The following is a 19,294-nucleotide window of genomic DNA, read 5'->3' on the forward strand; positions in this document are numbered from 1 at the left end:
GGAGTGGACTCCCGCCCCCTAGGATTGGCCTGCTCGTGCAATGCCAATCGTCGGAGGTGGACCGCGTGGACCGTGCCGACATCGAACGCCGGATCGGTGCGCGCAGCTTCGCGCGGTTGCTCGGCGACTGGCGGCCACCCGATGGGAAGGGCCTTGCCGGCGCGCTGGCCGACCGGATCCGCCTGCTCGTCCTCGACGGGAGGCTGCCGCTCCAGACCCGGCTGCCCGCGGAGCGCGAGCTCGCGGCGGCCGTCGCGGTCAGCCGCACCACGGTGGCCACGTCGTACGAGACCCTGCGCGGCGCGGGCGTGCTGCGCAGCAGGCGCGGGGCCGGCAGCTGGACCCAGCTCCCCGCAGGCCCGCCAGACGACGCGGGCCCGGCGCCATTCTCCCCGCTCGGCAACAGCGCGCTGTACGACCTCGCCCACGCCGCTCTCCCCGCACCGTGCGCCTCGATGCGAGCCGCGGCGGCCGCCGCCGTCCAGGATCTCGACGCCCTCCTCGCCGGTCACGGCTACGACCTCGGCGGTCAGCCGGCACTGCGCTCCGCGATCGCCGACCGGTACACCGCCCGCGGCCTCCCCACCACGCCCGACCAGGTGCTGATCACCGCGGGCGGCGTGCAGGCGATCCACCTCGCCCTCATGGTGCTGGCCGGACCGGGCGACCGCGTGCTCGTCGAGCACCCGACCTATCCGAACACACTCGGTGCGGTGACCACCCGCGGCGCTCGCCCCGTCCCGGTCCCGATGGCGCCCGACGGGGACGGAAGCCGCTGGGACCTCGACCTGCTCACGTCGGCGGTCCGCGACGCCGCACCGCGGTGCGCCTACGTCATCCCCGACTTCCAGAACCCCACCGGGGCGCTGCTGGACGCCGCCGACCGCGCCCGGCTCGTGGATCTGGCCCGACGGACGGGCACCACCCTCCTCGTCGACGAGACGCTCATCGACCTCACGCTGGACGGCCAGACCGTGGTTCCCGTCGCCGCGCACGGCGCCGCCGACTCGCCGCACGTGCTGAGCATCGGGTCGGCGAGCAAGACGTACTGGGGCGGGTTGCGGATCGGCTGGATCCGCACGTCCGCCGCGATGGTGCGCAGGCTCGCCGCCGCTCGTGCCGGCGTCGACCTGGGTGGGCCGGTGCTCGAACAGCTCGTCGTCGCCCGCCTGATGGCCGAGCACGGCACCGTCGTCGCGAGCAGGCAACGCGAGCTGGCCGCCGCCCGCGACCACCTGCTCGCACGGCTCGCCCGCACCTTCCCCGGTTGGCGCCCGTCGCGTCCCGGCGGCGGGCTCAGCCTGTGGGTCGATCTCGGCAGACCGGAATCGAGCCGGCTGACCAGCGCCGCACGGCGCCACGACGTCCTGCTCGCGGCAGGCCCACGGTTCGGACTGGACGGGGCGTTCGAGCGGTACCTGCGGCTGCCGTACACATTGCGGCAGGACAGGATGGACGAGGCGATCGATCGGCTCGCCGCGGCGTGGGCCGACCTCGATCGCCCGGGGCCCGCGGTGGAGAGCGAACCGGTCGCGGTGGCGTGATGGACGAGGAGGCAGGCGTGGGGCCGTTGTCCGGGTTGAAGGTCGTGGAGCTCGCCGGCATCGGGCCGGGGCCGCACGCCGCGATGATGCTCGCGGATCTCGGCGCCGAGGTCGTGCGCGTCGACCGGCCGTCCGGCGGGTTGCAGCTCGGCGACCCGAGCGCTCCCGATCCGACGCTGCGCGGAAGGCGCCGGGTGGCCGCCGACCTGAAGGACCCAGCGGGCCGGGAGACGGTGCTGCGCCTCGTCGAGCGCGCCGACGTGCTGCTGGAGGGCTACCGGCCGGGCGTCACCGAGCGGCTCGGCGTCGGCCCCGCCGACTGCCACGCGCGCAACCCACGCCTCGTCTACGCCCGGATGACCGGGTGGGGGCAGGACGGGCCGCTCGCCGCACGCGCGGGTCACGACATCAACTACATCTCGCTCTCCGGCGCCCTGCACGCCATCGGCCGGGCCGGGGAGCGCCCGGTTCCACCGCTGAACCTCGTCGGCGACTTCGGCGGTGGCTCGATGCTGCTGGTCGTCGGCGTGCTGGCGGCACTGTGGGAAGCGCAGCGATCCGGCAAGGGACAGGTCGTCGACGCGGCGATGGTCGACGGCTCGTCGCTGCTCGTCCAGATGATGTGGGGTCTGCGCGGGCAGGGGCGGTGGAGCGACGCGCGCGAGTCGAACCTGCTCGACGGCCACGCGCCGTTCTACGACACCTACACCTGCGCTGACGGCGGGCACGTTGCCGTCGGGGCCCTCGAGGAGCAGTTCTACGCCGCGTTGCTGGCCGGGCTCGGCCTCGACGGCGAGGAGCTGCCCGGCCAGCACGACCGGGATGGCTGGCCGACGCTGCGGGCCCGCTTCGCCGAGGTCTTCGCCTCCCGCAGCCGTGACGAGTGGGCGGAGGTGTTCGCGGGCACCGACGCGTGCGTCACCCCGGTGCTGTCGTTCGCGGAGGTGCCGGCACACCCGCACCTGGCCGCCCGCGGCACGATCGTCGAACGCGACGGCGTCCCCCAGGCCGCCCCCGCCCCGAGGTTCTCCCGCACCCCGCCCACCGTGCCCGACGCCCCGAGCGCCCCGGAATCCGTCGAGCAGGTACTGGCCGACTGGTCCCGCTGACCCCGACTCGCGCGCACCCAAAGCGCGACTCGCGTACATCCAGAGAGCGACTCGCGGGGGCCGAAGGCGCCCCGTCCGCGAGTCGCGGTCTCCGTGCACGCGAGTCGGGGTCTACGTGCGCGCGAGTCGGGGCCTGGATGCGACGAAGCCCCCGGCGCGGGAGGCGCCAGGGGCTTCGGGGACTTCGGGGACTGCGTGCGTCAGGCGGACGCGGTGTCGTCCACCAGCAGGTTGCGGGTGCGGTTCGGGTCGACCGGGATGCCGGGGCCCGTGGTCGTGGAAATCGTGACCTTCTTCACGTACCGGCCCTTCGCGGCCGAGGGCTTGGCCCGCAGGATCTCGTCGAGGGCGGCGCCGTAGTTCTCCACCAGCTTCTCGGTGTCGAACGAGGCCTTGCCGATGACGATGTGCAGGTTCGCCTGCTTGTCCACCCGGAAGTTGATCTTACCGCCCTTGATGTCCTGGACGGCCTTGGTGACATCCGGGGTGACGGTGCCGGTCTTCGGGTTCGGCATCAGGCCACGCGGGCCGAGGATGCGGGCGATCCGGCCGACCTTGGCCATCTGGTCCGGCGTGGCGATCGCCGCGTCGAAGTCGAGCCAGCCGCCCTGGATGCGCTCGATGAGGTCCTCGGCGCCCACCACGTCGGCGCCTGCGGCCTCGGCCTCCGCGGCCTTGTCACCGGTGGCGAACACGATGACGCGCGCCGTCTTGCCGGTGCCGTGAGGCAGGTTCACGGTGCCGCGGACCATCTGGTCGGCCTTGCGGGGGTCGACGCCGAGCCGCATCGCGACCTCGACGGTGGCGTCCATCTTGCTGCTCGAGGTGTCCTTCGCCAGTGCGGCGGCCTCGAGCGGGCTGTAGAGCCGGCCACTGTCGATCTTCTCGGCGGCCTGGCGGTAGATCTTGCTGCGCTGTGCCATTGCTCTGTCCTCTTGTTCTGGTCAAGTCGTGGTGCGAGCCGAGCCAGCTCTCCCACACGTGCTGCGGCTGGATCAGCCGTTGACGGTGATGCCCATCGACCGCGCGGTGCCAGCGATGATCTTGGCGGCCTGGTCGATGTCGTTGGCGTTGAGGTCGCGCATCTTGGCCTGCGCGATCTGCCGCACCTGCTCCATGGTCACAGAGGCGACCTTGGTCTTGTGCGGCTCGCCGCTGCCCTTGTCCACACCGGCGGCCTTGAGCAGCAGCCTGGCGGCGGGCGGCGTCTTGAGCTCGAAGGTGAACGAGCGGTCCTCGTACACCGAGATCTCGACGGGCACCACGTCGCCGCGCTGCGACTCGGTGGCGGCGTTGTACGCCTTGCAGAACTCCATGATGTTGACGCCGTGCTGGCCGAGCGCGGGGCCGACCGGCGGGGCGGGCGTCGCGGCGCCTGCCTTGATCTGGAGCTTGATGATCGCGGAGAGCTTCCGCTTCTTGGGAGGCATGTCGTTTCCCTGTCGTGGTTTTCCTGCGCGCCGCGGACCTGCCTGCCGCGGCGGGGGTCAGATCTTCGAGACCTGGCTGAACGCCAGCTCGACGGGGGTCTCGCGGCCGAAGATGGACACGAGGACCTTGAGCTTCTGGGCGTCGATGTTGACCTCGCTGATGGTGGCCGGGAGCGTGGCGAACGGGCCGTCCATGACGGTGACCGACTCGCCCACCTCGAAGTCGACCTCGACGGCCGACTTGCCTGCTGCACCGGACGCGGCGTCGGCCTTGCCCCCGGCACCCGCGGCCGCGGGCTGCTTGGGCTCGACCTTCGGGAGCAGGAACTTGATGACGTCGTCGTGCGACAGCGGCGACGGGCGCGACGTGGCACCCACGAAGCCGGTGACGCCGGGGGTGTTGCGGACCGCGCCCCACGACTGGTCGTTGAGCTCCATCCGGACGAGGATGTAACCGGGCAGCACCTTGCGCTGCACCTGCTTGCGCTGCCCGTTCTTGATCTCGGTGACCTCTTCGGTCGGCACCTCGACCTGGAAGATGTAGTCCTCGACGTCCAGGGTCTGGATGCGGGTCTCGAGGTTGGTCTTCACCTTGTTCTCGTAACCCGCGTAGGAGTGCACGACATACCAGTCGCCCGGCGCGCGCCGCAGCGCGGCGCGCATCTCCTCGATCGGGTCGACCTCTTCCTCGACCGCGTCGGCATCGGTTTCAGCAGCCTCGACTTCGACGGCCTCGACTTCGGTGTCGTCGGCCTCGCTGTCGTCTGCGTCGGTGGCGTCAGTGGCGTCGTCCGCGTCGGTGAGCTCGGCGTCGGCGGCCTCGGCCGGCTCCTCGACGGCGTCAGCGGCCTCCGCCGCGCCATCGAGCTGGTCAGCCTCGCGCTCGGTCACGTGCCTCTCGCTTCCTTCATCCATGTCGTGCGTGCTGGCGGCCGTGGTCACGTGCCGAACACGTACTGCACGCCCTGCGCGAACACCAGGTCCAGCAGCCAGACCAGCGCGACCATGAACGACACGAAGATCAGCACGACGATCGTGTAGGTGACCAACTGGTTGCGGGTCGGCCAGATGACCTTCCGCAGCTCGGCAACCACCTCGCGCAGGAACCGGGAGAGCCTGCCGAACAGCGACACCCTCGCCGGGCGGGCCTCGCGAACCGCAGCCCGCCCGCCCCGGGTGTCTCCGGTGGGCGCGGGACCCGAGCGCCGACCCCGACGGTCGGCGGCGCCGCTCGGGCGCTCCCGCCCGTCGCCACGCGCCTCGCGTTCCTCAGTCACGCCCGTATCCTCCAGCTCACCACGGCCCAGCCGCCGCTCGTCCCTTACTCCGATCCAGCACATCCTGCAGTGGCAGGGGTGACAGGACTTGAACCTGCAACCTGCGGTTTTGGAGACCGCTGCTCTGCCAATTGAGCTACACCCCTAGACCAGCTCCGCCCAATCAGCGGAGGGGTGCAACGCGAGGCGCCGCACCCAGCATCGTCCAGTGTAGGGCACACCGGACAGGCGCCAGTCACCGCACACCCCGGTGGGCCACCAGGGCTGTGCGTGACCAGCTGAGGGAGGATGCAGCCATGGCTGCCAGCACCCCGACCAGCACGGTCCCCGCAATCCGGCGCATCTCCACCCGCATCGGCGGCATCGCCGAGTCGGCGACGATGGCGGTGGACGCGAAGGCGAAGGCGCTGAAGGCCGCGGGGCGTCCGGTCATCGGGTTCGGTGCCGGCGAGCCGGACTTCCCGACGCCGTCCGCCGTGGTGGCCGCGGCCGAGGCGGCGTGCGCCGACCAGCGCAACCACCGCTACACACCCGCCGCGGGCCTTCCCGAGCTGAGGGAGGCGATCGCCGCGAAGACCCTCCGCAACTCGGGGCTCGAGATCGCCCCGGCCCAGGTGCTCGTGACGAACGGCGGCAAGCAGGCCGTCTACCAGGCGTTCGCCACGCTGATCGACCCTGGTGACGAGGTGCTGCTGCCGACGCCCTACTGGACGACGTATCCCGAGGCCGTCGCGCTCGCCGGGGGCGTTGCCGTGCCGGTGGTCTGCGGACCCGAGGCCGATTACCTGCCGTCGGTCGAGCAGCTCGACGAGGCGCGCACGGAGCGCACGAAGGTGCTGCTGTGGTGCTCGCCCTCGAACCCCACGGGTGCGGTGGCCTCCCGCGAGCTCACGGAGGCGGTGGGGCGCTGGGCCGTCGAACACGGCATCTGGGTGATCACGGACGAGATCTACGAGCACCTCGTCTACGACGGCGCCGAGGCCGTCTCGATGCCGGTCGTCGTTCCGGAGCTCGCCGACACGTGCGTGGTGATCAACGGCGTCGCCAAGACCTACGCGATGACCGGCTGGCGCGTGGGCTGGCTGGCCGGTCCGGCCGACGTGGTGAAGGCGGCCACCAACCTGCAGTCGCACCTGTCGTCCAACGTCGCCAACGTCTCCCAGCGGGCGGCGCTGGCGGCGATCTCGGGCCCACTCGACGCGGTGCACGAGATGCGCGCGGCGTTCGACCGCAGGCGCCGCACGATCGTCGACCTGCTGCGGGCGATCCCCGGCGTCGAGTGCCCGACGCCGCGCGGCGCCTTCTACGCCTACGCGTCCGTTCAGGGCCTGCTGGGCAAGGAGCTGCGCGGTGCGCGGCCTCGGACGAGCGTGGAGCTGGCCGCCGCGGTGCTGGAGCACGCCGAGGTGGCGGTGGTGCCCGGTGAGGCGTTCGGCACCCCGGGCTTCTTCCGCCTGTCCTATGCCCTCGGCGACGACGACCTGCGCACCGGCGTGGAGCGGATGGGCGCCTTCCTGGCCGAGGCACGGTAGGCCAGGGAGATCGATCGCCGGTTCGGTGCGTTGACGGCCGTATCCGGCCGGCTGCGCACCCGACCGGCGATCATCCCTGCCAACAGGGCGGAAGATCATCGGTTCGGTGCGGGGCCGGCCGGATACGGCCGTGGTTGCACCTAGCGGATGATCATGGGCCCGGGTCGGGTCACTCGGCCGGGACGGCCACCTCGGCGACCGCGCGGCCAAGCACCGTCTTGCCCTCGAACGCGGCCGTGATCGCGACCTTCGCGATGCGCTCACCGCTCTCGGACTCGCTGAGGCCCGTGACCTTGCCGCTGATCTCGACGAGGGCACCCTCGTCGTCGTCCGGCACGACCACGGGGCGGGTGAAGCGCACGCCGTAGCTCCGCATGGCGGCCGGGCCGCCGGCCCAATCGGTGACGAGGCGCCCTGCGAGCGCCATCGTCAGCATGCCGTGGGCGATGACGCCGGGAAGGCCGGCCGATGCGGCGACGCGGTCGCTCCAGTGGATCGGGTTGAAGTCGCCGGAGGCGCCCGCGTAGCGCACGAGGTCGGCGCGCGTGACCCGCACCGACAGCGGCGGCAGCTCGTCGCCGACGGCGGTCATGACTCGCCCTCCGCCGCCGTGACGAGCAACAGCTTCGTGGTGGCCACCGGCTCACCGTCGGTGTCGGCGACCTCGCAGCGCAGGGTGAGCATGTGGCTGCCGCCGCGGGTCTTGAGGTCGTCGACGTGGATCGTGGTGACCAGGTCGTCGCCGCCGCAGATCGGTCGGTGCAGGGTGATCGACTGGTCGCCGTGCACCATGCGGAGGTAGTCCCAGCCGAACGCGGGGTCGCGCAGGAACGCCTCGATCACCGGCATGGTGAACGTCACGGTGAACGTGGGCGGGGCGACGACGTCGGAGTGACCGGCCGCACGCGCGGCGCCGACGTCCCGGCACACGGAAGCGCCCTCGCCGATGGCGAGGGCGAACTCCCGGATCTTCTCGCGGCCGACCCGGTACGGAGCAGTCGGGGGCAGAGCCTTCCCGACGTACGAGACGTCGGGCACGCTCAGCGCGTCTCGCGGTGCTCGCGGTGAGTGCCGCAGTTGGGGCAGAACTTCTTGACGGCGAGCCGGTCGGGGTCGTTGCGCCGGTTCTTCTTGGTGATGTAGTTGCGGTGCTTGCACTGCTCGCACGCCAGCGTGATCTTCGGCCGAACGTCCGTGGCCTTTGCCATCGCGGGTGCCTCCTGCTGAGCTGTCTGGTGGATCTGTGTAGAGCCGGTAGCGGCGGCCGGACTTGAACCGGCGACACAGCGATTATGAGCCGCTTGCTCTACCGACTGAGCTACGCCGCTTCGCGGAGCCGGATGGTGCCACTCCGCTGAGCCCCTTTACGGAATCGAACCGTAGACCTTCTCCTTACCATGGAGACGCTCTGCCGACTGAGCTAAAGGGGCGGCATACCGAGCAGGCGGTCACTCCCGCACGGCCGCAGATGATGCTACACAACCCTCCGGCAGCGCCGGAAACGGGTACCTCCTCACCAGCTCGACTTGCGCACCCCCGGCAGGTAGCCGGCGTGCACGAGCTCGCGCAGCCGCACCCGGGACACCCCGAAGGTGCGCAGGTGGCCACGCGGGCGACCGTCCACGGAGTCGCGGTTGCGCACCCGGGTCGCACTCGCGTCGCGCGGCTGGCGGGCGAGCTCGCGCTGGGCGGCCACCCTCTCCTCCTGGGTGGTCGTCGGCCGCGCGATCACGGCCTTCAGCTCCGCCCGACGGGTGGCATGGCGCGCCACGATCGCCTTGCGGTACTCGTTGCGGGCGATCTTCGCCTTCGTCGCCATCAGACCTTCTCCCCTCGGGCCCTGATCTGCGCCACGGCGGCGTCGACACCGATCCGGTCGATGGTCTTGATCGCGTCGGTGGACAACCGCAGCCGCACGTACCGCCCCTCCGCCGGGTACCAGTAGCGCTTCTTCTGGATGTTCGGGTCCCACCGCCTGCTCGTGCGGCGGTGGGAGTGCGATACGGACTTGCCGAACCCGGGCTCACGCCCGGTGAGCTGGCAACGTCGGGACACGGTCAGCTCCTCCCTGCCTGCGGGTAGGCCAGTAGCGCCATCTCGCGCGCGGTGCGGATCGCGACAGCGACCTTGCGCTGCTGCTGGGGCGTCAGCCCCGTGACCCGGCGAGCACGGATCTTCCCGCGGTCGGAGATGAACGTGCGCAGCAGCGTGACGTCCTTCCAGTCGACCTCGGTGATGCCCCGCACGTGCAGCGGGTTGGCCTTCCGCTTCGGTGGCCTGCGCGCCGTGGGTCGCATCAGCGCTCCTCGCGGAACTCGACGTGCCGCCGGACGGCCGGGTCGTACTTGCGCAGCACGATCCGGTCCGGGTCGTTGCGCCGGTTCTTGCGGGTCACGTACGTGGTGCCGGTGCCGGCCGTCGACCGCAGCTTCACGATCGGACGCAGCTCGTTGCGGGCCATGCTCCACCCTCCTTACAAACGACATTCATTTTCATCTAAGGTCAACGTACCCGACCGAGGAGGGATTCCGTGAGCCGACCCGAGCTGCTGGTGCTCTGCGGGCTGCACGCGCCCGGCACCGAGGCCGTGATCGCCCGGATCAGGACGCTCGACCCGGACGTTGCCGTGCTGCACCACGACCTGCGCGACATCGGCTCCGGGCACGTGCACCGCCGGCTGCGCCACGGCGACCACGACGAGCGCACGGTGCTCGAGCTCGCGCACGGCTGCCTGTCCTGCACGCTGCGCGAGGACCTGCTGCCCCAGCTGCACCTGCTCAGCGAGCCGGGCGGTCCGCGGCGGATCGTGCTGCACCTCGACCCCGCGCTCGAGCCCGAGCAGGTCTGCTGGTCGCTCCTGCACGTGCTCGTCGACGACGCCCCGATCACCGACCGGGTCGACCTGCGTGGAGTGATCACCTGCATCGACGCGGGCAGCTGGCTCGACGACGCCACCGGCGACTCGACGCTCGACGAACGCGGATTGGCAGAGCTGCCCGACGACGAGCGGACGGTGGCGCAGGTCGCCGTCGGGCAGGCCGAGTTCGCCGACGTCCTCGTGCACACCGGTACGGCGGACGCGTGGCAGCTCGCCCGCACCGACGCCGTCATGGAGCGGCTGGCACCGGCCGCGACGCGGATGCTCCTGTCCGGGCTCGACGCCCGCGTGCTGCTCGGCGACCTCCCCCAGGCCGCCCGCCGCGGCCGCCCGGACGACGTGCACGGCCCGCTGCTGCGCGGGCAGCCACCGCTCACCCGCGACTGCGGCGTGCAGCTCTCCGTGTTCTCCGCGCGGCGGCCGTTCCACCCGGAACGCCTGCACGACGCGATCGACGCGCTGCTCGACGGCGTCGTCCGCACGCGCGGCCGGATCTGGCTCGCCACCCGGCCGGAGGCCGTGCTCTGGGTGGAGTCGGCAGGCGGCGGGCTGCGGATCGGGCACGCCGGCGAGTGGCTCGCCGCTGGGGACGCCGACGCGTGGGCGGCAGCAGGGCCCGAACGGCGCGCGCTCGCGTCGCTCGGCTGGCACCCACGCTTCGCCGACCGCGCACAGGACATCGTCGTGCTCTCCCACGCCGCCAGCCCGACCGACATCGAGGCCGCCCTCGCCGACGCGCTGCTGACCGACGCCGAACTGGCGGCGGGCGAGGCGGCATGGCGCGCCCTCCCCGACCCCTTCGGCTGGTGGCACACCGACCCCTGCGATGAGCCGGCGGGCCTCGCCGCCGCCGGCCACCCTGACACCGAGCACGAGGAGCACTGATGGCCGTCCCCAAGCGCCGCACGTCCCGGTCGAACACGCGCAAGCGAAGGGCGCAATGGAAGGCGACCCCGCCGGACCTGGTTCCGATCACGATCGCGGGCCGCCAGCACCTGGTCCCCCGCCGCCTCGTGCGCGCCTACCAGCGGGGCCTGCTGACCCCGGAGTGATCCCGCCCGGCTCACGCGCGCCATCTCTTCCGGCGCACCCAGTGTCGGGTGACGCGCCCCGTCGACGGGTCGCGTGGGCCGAAAGGGCGTGCGTGGGCGGACACCGGGGTGCGTAAGGTCCGCGGCCAAGCACGCCCGCGCACTCCGCGAAGGCCTGATCAGCAGTTCGGCGCGTTCCCGGTCATATCCGGCCGTCGTCGCGCCGAAGCATTGATCATGTCCACTCCGCGGAGCCTGATCAACCGTTCGGCGCGTTCCCGGCCGGATTCGGCCGCTGTCGCACCGAATCGATGATCATGGTCGCAAACCGCCTCCGGTGGCGCCGCGCGCCCTCTGGGCAGGCCCTTGGGCCTGCCCGCGTGGTTTGCCCGGAGGGGCCGCAGAGGCTCACGGGTCAAGGGTCGCGAAGCGATCGCGAAGCGACGCCGCAGGCGCCCTTGAGGCGTGAGGGGCGGCCCCGCACACTGCGCGGCGCCACCGGAGGCCTACCACGCCGGGACCTGTCCGGAGGGCGCGACGGCTCAGGCCCCGGGCATAGCCCCCGCCGAAGATCTCCTCAGGCCTCCCGCGCCGCCAGGTTCCACGCAGCTCAATGGACAGTAAGGGGCCCCCGCCCGCCCTTACCCCGGATCCACGACCGCCGGACCGAGAACGACGTGATCGCCCGATGTGGTGTACCGCGCCTCAGACCGAACCTGGTCTCATGTTCACCGACCTCTCCAGCCTGTCCGCCCAGTCCGAGCACCACCGCGCCGAGCTGCTCGCCGACGCCGAGAACTTCCGCCTCGCCCGGCTGGTCCGCCAGGCCCGCCGCAGACGCCCGGAAACGCCGCGGAGCCATCCACCGCAGCCCGATCCCTCGTCCCGCAATGACAGCGCAGAACGTCGGTACGCCGTGTCACGATGACCGATGTGGCGCGGCTGGGGGTCGGCATCGAGCTGGTCGGGCGCCGGCACGAGGTGTCGGCGCTCACCGCGGCCCTCGAGCGCGCCGCGATCGGCAAGCCCACCGGGCTGCTGATGTCCGGCGACGCCGGGGTCGGCAAGTCCCGCCTGGTGGCCGAGGCGGTCGGGCGGGCGACCGCGGCCGGGTTCACGGTGCTGGTGGGCCGGTGCCTCGACACGGCCGAGTCTGCCCTGCCCTACCTGCCGTTCACCGAGATCGTCGGCGCGCTGGCGGCCACCCGTCCCGAGCTGGTCGCGGAGCACGTCGCGCTGCGCCACCTGCTGCCGGGAGGCCTCGCGCGCACGGCCGCCACCGGAGAGCAGCGCGACCTCGGCCAGCTGCAGGTGTTCGACGCCGTCCTGTCGGTCCTCGACGAGCTCGCCGCCTCCATGCCCGCGTTGCTGGTCGTGGAGGACCTGCACTGGTCCGACCGCTCCAGTCGCGACCTGCTGTTCTTCCTGCTCTCCCGGCTCACCGGCCAGCGGCTCGTGGTGCTGGTCACCTACCGCAGTGACGACCTGCACCGGCGCCACCCCCTGCGGCCTCTGCTCTCGGAGCTGGTGCGGCTGCCCCAGGTCGAGCGGATCGACCTGGCGCCGCTCGGCGCCCGCGAGTCGCTCGAGCTCGTGCGCAAGCTCGCCGACGGGGGCCTTCCCGAACCGAAGCTGCGGCGGATCGCCCGGCGCAGCGAGGGCAATGCGTTCTTCGCCGAGGAGCTGGTGTCCGCGTCCTCCGACGGGCTGCCGCACGGGCTCGTCGAGGTGCTGGTGGCCCGCATCGAGGGGCTCTCCACCACCACGCAGCGGGTGCTGCGGATCGCATCGGTCGCCGGGCGGTGGGTGAGCCACCGCGGCCTGTCCGCGGTCTCCGGCCTGTCCGACGACGACCTCGAGCAGGCGTTGCGTGAGGCGGTCGCCCACCACGTCCTGATCGCGGCCGACACCGAGCCGGGCGCGATCGGGGCCGACGACGGCTACCAGTTCCGGCACGCCCTGCTGCGCGAGGCGATCTACCACGAGTTGCTGCCGGGTGAGCGCAGCCGGGTGCACGCCCGGTACGCCGAGCTGCTCGCGGTGGCGGGTGGCACCGGCCCACGCGGCGTGGCCGAGCCCGGCCGGGCCGCGGAGCTGGCCCATCACGCGATGGCGGGCCACGACCTGCGCCTCGCACTGGCGGCGTCGGTCCAGGCCGCGATGGAGGCCGACGATCGCGAGGCCCCGGCCGAGGTCCTGCTGCACGCCGAGCGGGCCATCGAGATGTGGCGCGCGGTGCCCGACGCGGAAGCGGTGGCCGGCGTCGACGAATGCTCGGTCACTCGCTGGGCCGCGTGGGGCGCGAGCAGCACCGGCGACCCCGACCGCGGCATTGCGCTCGGCAGGCGGGCGCTCGAGCTCGCCGAGGAGCGCGGCGACCCGGCTTTCACTGCCCGGATCGGGCAGCGGTACGCGCTGCGGTTGCTGGATCTCGCGGGCAGGGAGCAGGAGGCCCTCACCACGGCCCGCCGCGCGCTGAAGCTGCTCGAGCGCGAGCCGCCGTCTTCCGAACTCGCCTGGATCCACACCACGCTCGCGCGCGTGCTCACCCGGATCGACCGGTTCACGGAGGCCGTCGCCGAGGCGGAGACCGCGCTCGCCGTGGCCCGGCACCTTCCGGACGGTCCGGACGACCACCTCGATGCCGCCAAGGCCGACGCGCTCGTCTCGCTCGCGGTGTGCGCGGAGTACGGCGGCGATCCGGAGCGCGCCCGGCAGCTCCTCGGCGAGGCCAAGCGGCTGGCGCGACCGTCCGGCAACCTGGCCGTCGAGCTGAGGACCTTCTACTCGCTCGGCATCTCCCTGCTCGACGAAGGCCGGCTCGCGGAGGCGGGTGCGGAGTTCGCCGCGGGCGAGGAGCGGGCCGCCGCCACCGGCACCACGTGGAGCGCGTACGGGCTCAACCTGCGGGTGGCCCACGTGATCGCCCGGTTCATGCGGGGCGAGTGGGACGCGGCGGAGGCGGCTGCCGAGATCGCAGGCGAGTCGGTGTCGGCTGTCGTCGCCACCCGGCTCGCCGCGGCGGGCCTGCTCACCGCGGTGGGGCGGGGCCGGTTCGCGGCCGCGGAGCGGCGGCTCGCGGAGCTGCGCGACTCCGCGCAGGTCGACGACCAGGTGATCCTGCTCATGGGGCAGGCAGGCGCCGAGGCCGCGCTCTGGCAGGGCCGGCCCGACGAGGCGGCGCGCCGGGCGAGGGAGGCCATCGCCGACCTAGAGTTCGGCTCCTTCACCGAGCTCACGCCCCACCTCGGCCGCATCCTGCTCGGCGCGCTCGGCGCGGCCGCCCACGTCGAGATGGCGCAGGCCGGGCTGCAGCCCGTCGAGGAGGCCACGGCGGCGGCGCGCGAGATGGTGCGCATCGCCGAACAGGCCGCCGAGCGCGGTCTCCCCCGCGCCGGCACGCTCGGGCCCGAGGGCACCGCGTGGCTGCGGCGCGCGCGGGCCGAGCTCATCCGCCTCACCGGCGACGATCCGGCCGCGTGGCGACAGGTCGCCGACGCGTTCGGGTACGAGACGGGCGGCGCAGGCCCGTGCTCCGGTCCGGCACCGGTCGGCTACCGGCAGGCGTACGCGCTGATGCGGCACGCGGAGGCCGTGCTGGCGGGCGGCGGCTCCCACGCGCTGGCCGAGCCCGACCTGCGTGCGGCCTATGCCACCGCCACCGCCTTGGGTGCCGAACCGCTCGCGGGCGCACTGCGCGAGCTGGCCCGGCGGGCGGGCGTGCAGCTCGAGCCGGCGGCGGCAAGCCCCGAGCCGGCCGGGCCCCACCCCCTCACGCCCCGGGAGCGTTCAGTGCTCGCGCTCGTTGCCGAGGGCCGCACCAACCGGCAGGTGGGAGCGGAGCTGTTCATCAGCGAGAAGACGGTGAGCGTGCACCTGTCGCGGGTGATGGCGAAGCTGGGCGCGAGCAGCCGCACGGAGGCGGTCACCGTCGCGTATGCGCGGGGGTTGCTGGCCCCGCCGGACCGGGAGACAGTTCCCCCCTTGAGCAATACCCCTGGGTAACTAATGTGGATGTGATCGGATCCACAACGGGGGAGGTCCAACGATGGGCACCAGCACAGCGACGACCACCTGGGCGGGGCGGCCGGACCTGTCCGACATCGGGTTCTGGACGTTGCCGATCACCGAGCGTGCCGCCGCCTTCGCCGCCCTCCGGGAGCACGAGCCGGTGCCGTTCTTCCCCGAACCGGACATCGGGCTCCCCCGCGGGCCCGGCTTCTGGGCCCTCACCAGGCTGGACGACCTCGCCGAGGCCAGCCGCAACGCCACGGTGTTCACCTCGGGCAAGGGCGCCACCAACGTGGTGGACCAGCCCCCGGAGTTCCGCGAGTTCTACGGCTCGATGATCAACATGGACGATCCGCGGCACGCCCGGCTGCGGCGCATCGTCTCCCGCGGGTTCACCCCGAGGCGGCTCGCCGACCTCACCGACGAGGTCAAGCGCACCGCGAGCGCCATCGTCGACGACGTGATCGAGCATGGCGAGTGCGACGCGGTCACCGCGATCTCCGCGCGCCTGCCGTTGAAGATCGTGTGCGACATGATGGGCGTCCCCGCGAGCCAGTACGGGTTCGTGTTCGACCGCTCCAACATCATCCTCGGACCGGCCGACCCGGAGTACGTCGCCGAGACCGACAACATCGTCGTTGCCCTCCTGCAGGCGGGGAACGACCTGGCCGAGCTGATGCGCGACCTGGGCAGGCACCGCGTCGAGAACCCCACGGACGACGTCACGTCGGCCCTCGTCAACGCGGAGATCGACGGCGAGCGGCTCACCCCCGACGAGCTGGCGAGCTTCTTCATCCTGCTCGTCGTCGCCGGCAACGAGACCACCCGCAACGCGATCAGCTGGGGCCTGCACCTGCTCACCGAGCACCCCGAGCAGCGGGCCGCGTGGCTGGCCGACATCGACGGCGTCACGCCCACCGCCGTGGAGGAGATCGTCCGGTGGGCCTCCCCGGTGATCTACATGCGGCGCACGCTCGCCGTCGACGCCGTGCTCGGCGGCCAGCAGATGCGCGAGGGCGACAAAGTCGCGCTGTTCTACTGGGCGGCCAACCGCGACCCCGCGCACTTCGGCGACCCGGACGCGTTCGACGTCCGCCGCTCGCCCAACCCGCACGTCGGATTCGGCGGAGCTGGCCCGCACTTCTGCCTCGGGGCGCACCTGGCGCGCCGGGAGATGACGGTGATGTTCCGCGAGCTGCTCACCCGCGTGCCTGACATCGCGGCCACCGCACCGCCGCAGCGGCTGAAGTCGATGTTCATCAACGGGATCAAGCGCCTGCCGGTGGCGTTCACGCCCGGTGGGGTGCGGTGATGGACTACCCGGAGGTGGCGGTCGGCGCGATCCTCGCGGGCTCGGCGCGCCGCTTCGGGGAGCGCACGGCCGTGCACTACTACGGCCGGGAGCTCACGTTCGCGCGGCTCTACACGCGGGCTGCAGCGTTCGCCCAGGCATTGGGCGGCGCGGGGATCGGGCGCGGCGACGTCGTGGCGCTGCACCTGCCGAACTGCCCGCAGTACCCGATCGCGTACTACGGCACGCTCATGGCGGGCGCCACGTTCTCGCCCGCCAACCCGCTGCTCCCGCCGGACGACCTGGCCGCGCAGCTCGCCGACTGCGGCGCCGTCGCCGCCGTCACATGGGCACCCGCCGCGCCCGCCCTCGCGGCCGCGCTGCCGCGCACCCGGATCCGGCTCGTGCTGGCCACCGACCGCGCGCAGGCGCTCGACCCGCGCACACCGGCCCACGTGCCGGGCATGCAGGACTTCGAGGCGTTCCACGCCGACGCTCCGCAGACCCCGCCCGACGTCCCGGTCGACGTGTACTCCGACCTCGCGCACCTCGCCTACACGGGCGGCACCACCGGACGCTCGAAGGGCGTGCGGCTCTCGCATCGCAACGTCGTGGTCAACACCCTCCAGTCCGCGTGCTGGGGCTCCGGGTCCGTACCCGCCCTCGACGCGCACGGCGACCTCGTGCTCGACCAGGTCGAACCGCCGGAGGAGCGGCCGGTGCGGCTCGGCACCGGGTGCGCCGTCACCGTCACCCCGTGGTTCCACGCCATGGGGACGATCGGCGGCATGAACGCGCCCGTGCTGAGGGGCGACGCGCTCGTGCTGCACGACCGGTTCGACCCGGGCGCCTACCTCGCCGACGCCGAGCGGTTCCGCGTCACGACGCTGGGCGGCGCCCCTCCGCTCTTCGGAGGGCTGCTGCGGCACCCCGACTTCGCCGCGAGGGACCTCTCGTCGGTTCGGTCGATCACCTCGGGGGCCGCTCCGATGCCGCTGGAGATGATCGAGGCGCTGCGCAGGCGGCTCGGGCCGGATGTCGTGATCTCGGAGGGATACGGCCTCACCGAGGTCACCATGGTTGCCACGCAGGGTCCGCTCGCCTGCTCGGCGGTGCGCAAGCCCGGCACGGTCGGGCCGCCGGTGTACGACACCGAGATCCGCATCGTCGACCCGGCCTCGTTCGACCTGACGCCGCTGCCTGCGGGCGAGCCGGGCGAGGTGTGCATCCGCGGACCCCAGGTGATGGCCGGCTACAAGGACCGCCCCGAGGAGACGGCAGCGGCGCTCGTGGACGGTTGGCTGCGCACGGGCGACGTCGGCACCCTCGACGAGGACGGCTACTTGTCGATCGTCGACCGCAAGAAGGACATGCTGCTCTACAAAGGCTACAACGTGTACCCCCGGGAGCTGGAGGAGCTGCTGCACATGCGGCCGGGCGTGGTGGGGGCAGCGGTCGTGGGCAGACCGGACCCGGTGGCGGGCGAGTTGCCGGTTGCGTTCGTCGTGGCGCCCGGTCTCGACGCTGCGGACGCCACATCGCTGATGGAAGCGGTCAACGCGCAGGTGCTGCCGTACAAGCGGCTGCGCGAGGTGCACCTCGTGGACGAGATCCCGGTCTCGGCCGCGGGCAAGGTGCTCAAGCGGGCGCTCCGCGACCGCCTGACGCTGCAGGGTTAACAACCGGCGAACGGCGCGCGATAGCACGGGCATGGCCGCTCCTGCCGCGATCCACCCTTCCCGCGCCACGCGTCGACGACGGGCCGCACGGGTGCGCGCCGGCATCGAGCTGGTGGGCTACGCGGGCACCTTCATCACGCTCGCGGCGATGCTCGTGCTCGCGGCCACCGCGGGCGCGCTCGCCGACGGCATGCCGGCGAACGGGTCGGCCGTGACCGCGACGTACGAGCGCTAGCGGCCCGCGTGCCGAGACCGATCGGAGCATCGGTGGTGGTCCCGATGCGGGCCGGCGCTGGGGCGCCGGCCCTGCTCGACCACCGGAACGGGTCCGCTATGCGGCGTCGGCCTCCGCGGCGGGCTGCGGGATCGGGGACTTGAGCACGTGATCGACGAGTCTCATCACGAGCTGCTCACCGCCGAGGCGGTACCCGAACTCCTCCCACGTGAGCAGCTCGCGGGAGACCAGTTCACCGACCGGCCCGGGGTACAGCCGGGTCGCCCGGAAGGCCGCAGCGCGTAGCCGCATCTTCTCGTGATGGTCCATAGGGGCGGGATCCATTCGACTCACCTCCGCAGAGCAATGCGGTCCGACGCGCTCGGCGCTGAGTCGCCGCCCGTGGGTGGTTCCATGGTGAACTACCGGTGTCGGGACGCAAGAGAGAAGCATACGGAAGAGTGAGCGACATCTCATTTCCTGGCCACCTCTCCAGCCGCGCCGTGTGACCAGGTCATTCCCTGCAATTGCGTGAGCAAACCTCTGGTGCAATTGCCTGGATTCAGGTGGGTTCCGCCTGGCCCGCGGCCGTCGTAGCGTCGCAGCCATGGCGACCCCGGCCCGCTCCACCCTGCGCACCCGCGACGTCCTGTGGGCGGACGTCGAGGATGTGTACTCCGCGATCCTCGCCCACCCGTTCCTCACCGGGTTGGCCGACGGGACGCTGCCCCGCGAGTCCTTCCGGCACTACATCGTCCAGGACGCGCACTACCTGCGCGGCTACGCGCGGGCGCTCGCGGTCTGCGCGGCCAAGGCGCCGGACGAGAGCGGCACGGTGATGTTCGCCGAGCACGCGGCGCAGGCGATCGCGGCCGAACGCGACCTGCACGCCGCGCTGATGGCCGAGCTCGGCTCCTCGCCGGAGGTGGCGGCGCTGGAGCCGGTGGCGCCCACCACGCAGGCGTACGTCAGCTACCTGCTCGCCACCGGTTACGGCGGGTCGTTCGCGGAGGCGCTCGGCGCGGTGCTGCCGTGCTACTGGATCTACGCGAGGGTCGGCGACGAGCTGCTCGCACGCAGCTCGCCCGACCCGCTCTACGCGCGCTGGATCGCGATGTACGGCAGCGACGAGTTCCAGGCGGTCGTCGACTCGGTGCTCGAGCTCACCGACCGCGTGGGGGAGACGCTCTCCGGCACCGAGCGCGCGCTGATGCGCCAGCACTTCCGGCGCACGTCGACGTACGAGTGGATGTTCTGGGACGCCGGGTACCGCCGGGAGGTTTGGCCGGTCTAGGACA

At 72.4% G+C, this 19,294-nt stretch carries 23 protein-coding genes and 3 tRNA genes; 11 read left to right on the top strand and 15 right to left on the bottom strand.

What is annotated here, in order from left to right; genetic code table 11:
- The first annotated feature begins 65 nt into the window (after window positions 1-65).
- Entirely contained in the window at window positions 66-1,544 is a 1,479-nt protein-coding gene (locus tag K1T35_RS43500; protein ID WP_255621319.1) for a PLP-dependent aminotransferase family protein, read from the top strand.
- On the top strand, window positions 1,544-2,653 hold the full coding sequence (locus K1T35_RS43505; RefSeq protein WP_220257483.1) for a CaiB/BaiF CoA-transferase family protein: 1,110 nt from the start codon (window positions 1,544-1,546) through the stop codon (window positions 2,651-2,653). Before K1T35_RS43500 ends, K1T35_RS43505 begins: the two co-directional genes overlap by 1 nt.
- Before the next feature lie 200 nt (window positions 2,654-2,853).
- Here the strand turns inward: K1T35_RS43505 and rplA are convergent, their stop codons facing one another.
- From rplA to K1T35_RS43530, 5 genes are all read right to left on the bottom strand, one after another.
- The gene (gene rplA / locus K1T35_RS43510) at window positions 2,854-3,576 is read right to left on the bottom strand and encodes a 50S ribosomal protein L1 (RefSeq protein ID WP_220257484.1); all 723 of its coding nucleotides are present in this window, start codon (window positions 3,574-3,576) and stop codon (window positions 2,854-2,856) included.
- Between the two features lie 72 nt (window positions 3,577-3,648).
- On the bottom strand, window positions 3,649-4,083 hold the full coding sequence (rplK, locus tag K1T35_RS43515; protein ID WP_220257485.1) for a 50S ribosomal protein L11: 435 nt from the start codon (window positions 4,081-4,083) through the stop codon (window positions 3,649-3,651).
- Window positions 4,084-4,140: 57 nt separating this feature from the next.
- A complete protein-coding gene (gene nusG / locus K1T35_RS43520) occupies window positions 4,141-4,998 on the bottom strand; it encodes a transcription termination/antitermination protein NusG (RefSeq protein ID WP_220257486.1) in 858 nt (285 codons plus the stop codon).
- 23 nt (window positions 4,999-5,021) lie between these two features.
- Complete coding sequence (gene secE, locus K1T35_RS43525; protein ID WP_255621321.1) at window positions 5,022-5,360, bottom strand: preprotein translocase subunit SecE; 339 nt, start codon at window positions 5,358-5,360, stop codon at window positions 5,022-5,024.
- A 70-nt stretch (window positions 5,361-5,430) separates the two neighbouring features.
- Window positions 5,431-5,506 (bottom strand) — tRNA-Trp (locus K1T35_RS43530).
- A 150-nt stretch (window positions 5,507-5,656) separates the two neighbouring features.
- Between K1T35_RS43530 and K1T35_RS43535 the strand changes: the two genes are divergently transcribed.
- Window positions 5,657-6,892 (top strand): pyridoxal phosphate-dependent aminotransferase, encoded by a 1,236-nt coding sequence (locus tag K1T35_RS43535; protein WP_220257488.1) that lies wholly within the window; start codon window positions 5,657-5,659, stop codon window positions 6,890-6,892.
- 169 nt (window positions 6,893-7,061) lie between these two features.
- Here K1T35_RS43535 and K1T35_RS43540 read toward each other — a convergent pair whose 3' ends face one another.
- The 9 genes from K1T35_RS43540 to rpmG (K1T35_RS43580) form a co-directional block, all read right to left on the bottom strand.
- On the bottom strand, window positions 7,062-7,484 hold the full coding sequence (locus K1T35_RS43540; RefSeq protein ID WP_220257489.1) for a MaoC family dehydratase: 423 nt from the start codon (window positions 7,482-7,484) through the stop codon (window positions 7,062-7,064).
- The gene (locus K1T35_RS43545) at window positions 7,481-7,930 is read right to left on the bottom strand and encodes a MaoC family dehydratase N-terminal domain-containing protein (protein WP_220257490.1); all 450 of its coding nucleotides are present in this window, start codon (window positions 7,928-7,930) and stop codon (window positions 7,481-7,483) included. Before K1T35_RS43545 ends, K1T35_RS43540 begins: the two co-directional genes overlap by 4 nt.
- Window positions 7,931-7,932: 2 nt before the next feature.
- Entirely contained in the window at window positions 7,933-8,100 is a 168-nt protein-coding gene (rpmG, locus tag K1T35_RS43550) for a 50S ribosomal protein L33 (protein WP_075952057.1), read from the bottom strand.
- Window positions 8,101-8,147: 47 nt separating this feature from the next.
- Window positions 8,148-8,220 (bottom strand) — tRNA-Met (locus tag K1T35_RS43555).
- A 29-nt stretch (window positions 8,221-8,249) separates the two neighbouring features.
- Window positions 8,250-8,322 (bottom strand) — tRNA-Thr (locus K1T35_RS43560).
- 83 nt (window positions 8,323-8,405) lie between these two features.
- Window positions 8,406-8,711, bottom strand: coding sequence for a 30S ribosomal protein S14 (gene rpsN / locus K1T35_RS43565; protein ID WP_220257491.1), 306 nt, complete (start codon window positions 8,709-8,711; stop codon window positions 8,406-8,408).
- Window positions 8,711-8,947 (bottom strand): 50S ribosomal protein L28, encoded by a 237-nt coding sequence (rpmB, locus tag K1T35_RS43570; protein ID WP_220257492.1) that lies wholly within the window; start codon window positions 8,945-8,947, stop codon window positions 8,711-8,713. Before rpmB ends, rpsN begins: the two co-directional genes overlap by 1 nt.
- Before the next feature lie 2 nt (window positions 8,948-8,949).
- Complete coding sequence (rpsR, locus tag K1T35_RS43575; protein ID WP_220257493.1) at window positions 8,950-9,189, bottom strand: 30S ribosomal protein S18; 240 nt, start codon at window positions 9,187-9,189, stop codon at window positions 8,950-8,952.
- Window positions 9,189-9,353, bottom strand: a complete 165-nt coding sequence (gene rpmG / locus K1T35_RS43580) for a 50S ribosomal protein L33 (RefSeq protein ID WP_220257494.1) — start codon at window positions 9,351-9,353, stop codon at window positions 9,189-9,191. The genes rpsR and rpmG (K1T35_RS43580) overlap by 1 nt, the downstream gene beginning before the upstream one ends.
- A 69-nt stretch (window positions 9,354-9,422) precedes the next feature.
- On the opposite strand from rpmG (K1T35_RS43580), the gene mrf reads away from it, so the two are divergent.
- The 7 genes from mrf (at window position 9,423) to K1T35_RS43615 (ending at window position 18,017) form a co-directional block, all read left to right on the top strand.
- A complete protein-coding gene (gene mrf, locus K1T35_RS43585) occupies window positions 9,423-10,655 on the top strand; it encodes a ribosome hibernation factor-recruiting GTPase MRF (RefSeq protein WP_220257495.1) in 1,233 nt (410 codons plus the stop codon).
- Complete coding sequence (gene rpmF / locus K1T35_RS43590; protein WP_220257496.1) at window positions 10,655-10,822, top strand: 50S ribosomal protein L32; 168 nt, start codon at window positions 10,655-10,657, stop codon at window positions 10,820-10,822. The genes mrf and rpmF overlap by 1 nt, the downstream gene beginning before the upstream one ends.
- A 703-nt stretch (window positions 10,823-11,525) precedes the next feature.
- Window positions 11,526-11,729 (top strand): hypothetical protein, encoded by a 204-nt coding sequence (locus tag K1T35_RS43595; protein WP_220257497.1) that lies wholly within the window; start codon window positions 11,526-11,528, stop codon window positions 11,727-11,729.
- Window positions 11,726-14,806, top strand: a complete 3,081-nt coding sequence (locus K1T35_RS43600) for an AAA family ATPase (protein WP_220257498.1) — start codon at window positions 11,726-11,728, stop codon at window positions 14,804-14,806. The genes K1T35_RS43595 and K1T35_RS43600 overlap by 4 nt, the downstream gene beginning before the upstream one ends.
- Window positions 14,807-14,849: 43 nt before the next feature.
- Window positions 14,850-16,124, top strand: a complete 1,275-nt coding sequence (locus K1T35_RS43605) for a cytochrome P450 (RefSeq protein WP_220257499.1) — start codon at window positions 14,850-14,852, stop codon at window positions 16,122-16,124.
- Window positions 16,124-17,782, top strand: coding sequence for a class I adenylate-forming enzyme family protein (locus tag K1T35_RS43610; RefSeq protein ID WP_220257500.1), 1,659 nt, complete (start codon window positions 16,124-16,126; stop codon window positions 17,780-17,782). The genes K1T35_RS43605 and K1T35_RS43610 overlap by 1 nt, the downstream gene beginning before the upstream one ends.
- 31 nt (window positions 17,783-17,813) lie before the next feature.
- The gene (locus K1T35_RS43615; protein ID WP_220257501.1) at window positions 17,814-18,017 is read left to right on the top strand and encodes a hypothetical protein; all 204 of its coding nucleotides are present in this window, start codon (window positions 17,814-17,816) and stop codon (window positions 18,015-18,017) included.
- Between the two features lie 96 nt (window positions 18,018-18,113).
- Here the strand turns inward: K1T35_RS43615 and K1T35_RS43620 are convergent, their stop codons facing one another.
- On the bottom strand, window positions 18,114-18,341 hold the full coding sequence (locus tag K1T35_RS43620) for a hypothetical protein (protein WP_255621322.1): 228 nt from the start codon (window positions 18,339-18,341) through the stop codon (window positions 18,114-18,116).
- Between the two features lie 262 nt (window positions 18,342-18,603).
- Here K1T35_RS43620 and tenA point away from each other — a divergent pair, with 262 nt between their 5' ends.
- Window positions 18,604-19,290: a thiaminase II gene (tenA, locus tag K1T35_RS43625; protein ID WP_220257502.1), complete on the top strand. Its 687-nt coding sequence runs from the start codon at window positions 18,604-18,606 to the stop codon at window positions 19,288-19,290.
- The last annotated feature ends 4 nt before the right edge of the window (window positions 19,291-19,294 follow it).

Source organism: Pseudonocardia sp. DSM 110487 (genome assembly GCF_019468565.1).
Classification (GTDB): domain Bacteria; phylum Actinomycetota; class Actinomycetes; order Mycobacteriales; family Pseudonocardiaceae; genus Pseudonocardia.

Excerpts from the sequence above, each read along its gene's own strand:
- K1T35_RS43600 (WP_220257498.1), top strand. The coding sequence starts at position 11,726 with ATGACCGATGTGGCGCGGCTGGGGGTCGGCATCGAGCTGGTCGGGCGC.
- tenA (WP_220257502.1), top strand. The coding sequence starts at position 18,604 with ATGGCGACCCCGGCCCGCTCCACCCTGCGCACCCGCGACGTCCTGTGG.
- rplA (WP_220257484.1), bottom strand. The coding sequence starts at position 3,576 with ATGGCACAGCGCAGCAAGATCTACCGCCAGGCCGCCGAGAAGATCGAC.
- K1T35_RS43505 (WP_220257483.1), top strand. The coding sequence starts at position 1,544 with ATGGACGAGGAGGCAGGCGTGGGGCCGTTGTCCGGGTTGAAGGTCGTG.
- K1T35_RS43605 (WP_220257499.1), top strand. The coding sequence starts at position 14,850 with ATGGGCACCAGCACAGCGACGACCACCTGGGCGGGGCGGCCGGACCTG.
- rpmG (WP_220257494.1), bottom strand. The coding sequence starts at position 9,353 with ATGGCCCGCAACGAGCTGCGTCCGATCGTGAAGCTGCGGTCGACGGCC.
- K1T35_RS43610 (WP_220257500.1), top strand. The coding sequence starts at position 16,124 with ATGGACTACCCGGAGGTGGCGGTCGGCGCGATCCTCGCGGGCTCGGCG.
- rpmG (WP_075952057.1), bottom strand. The coding sequence starts at position 8,100 with ATGGCAAAGGCCACGGACGTTCGGCCGAAGATCACGCTGGCGTGCGAG.
- rplK (WP_220257485.1), bottom strand. The coding sequence starts at position 4,083 with ATGCCTCCCAAGAAGCGGAAGCTCTCCGCGATCATCAAGCTCCAGATC.
- K1T35_RS43615 (WP_220257501.1), top strand. The coding sequence starts at position 17,814 with ATGGCCGCTCCTGCCGCGATCCACCCTTCCCGCGCCACGCGTCGACGA.
- K1T35_RS43595 (WP_220257497.1), top strand. The coding sequence starts at position 11,526 with ATGTTCACCGACCTCTCCAGCCTGTCCGCCCAGTCCGAGCACCACCGC.
- rpsN (WP_220257491.1), bottom strand. The coding sequence starts at position 8,711 with ATGGCGACGAAGGCGAAGATCGCCCGCAACGAGTACCGCAAGGCGATC.
- nusG (WP_220257486.1), bottom strand. The coding sequence starts at position 4,998 with ATGGATGAAGGAAGCGAGAGGCACGTGACCGAGCGCGAGGCTGACCAG.
- K1T35_RS43540 (WP_220257489.1), bottom strand. The coding sequence starts at position 7,484 with ATGACCGCCGTCGGCGACGAGCTGCCGCCGCTGTCGGTGCGGGTCACG.
- K1T35_RS43535 (WP_220257488.1), top strand. The coding sequence starts at position 5,657 with ATGGCTGCCAGCACCCCGACCAGCACGGTCCCCGCAATCCGGCGCATC.
- rpsR (WP_220257493.1), bottom strand. The coding sequence starts at position 9,189 with ATGCGACCCACGGCGCGCAGGCCACCGAAGCGGAAGGCCAACCCGCTG.
- rpmF (WP_220257496.1), top strand. The coding sequence starts at position 10,655 with ATGGCCGTCCCCAAGCGCCGCACGTCCCGGTCGAACACGCGCAAGCGA.
- K1T35_RS43620 (WP_255621322.1), bottom strand. The coding sequence starts at position 18,341 with ATGGATCCCGCCCCTATGGACCATCACGAGAAGATGCGGCTACGCGCT.